Here is a 264-nt window from a genome sequence, read left to right as displayed (position 1 = left end):
CGGGCGGCTACCGCGAGCTGTCGGGACGCGAGGTCGAGGTGCTGAGGCTGGTTGCGGAGGGCCAGTCCAACAAGGCCATCGGCGTCTCGATGGGCCTGTCCGCCCTCACCGTCAAAAGTCACCTCGCCCGTATCGCCCGCAAGCTGGGCACCGGCGACCGGGCCGGAATGGTCGCGGTCGCGCTGCGTACCGGGATCATCCACTGAGCCCCGCCCCACCACCCGTCCCCTGAGCCCGCACAGACCCCATACAGACCCCATACAC

Annotated in this window: 1 protein-coding gene; it reads left to right on the top strand. The window is 69.7% G+C overall.

Features of this window, described 5'->3' with window-relative positions; translation table 11 throughout:
* On the top strand, positions 1-206 hold a 206-nt coding region (locus CCN51_RS58040; protein ID WP_245881706.1), incomplete at its 5' end, for a response regulator transcription factor.
* Positions 207-264: the final 58 nt, after the last annotated feature.

This window comes from Streptomyces milbemycinicus (genome assembly GCF_002154605.1).
Lineage (GTDB): Bacteria > Actinomycetota > Actinomycetes > Streptomycetales > Streptomycetaceae > Streptomyces > Streptomyces milbemycinicus.
Note: the sequence above shows the minus strand (reverse complement) of the source record. Positions and strands in the feature narration are given on the sequence as shown.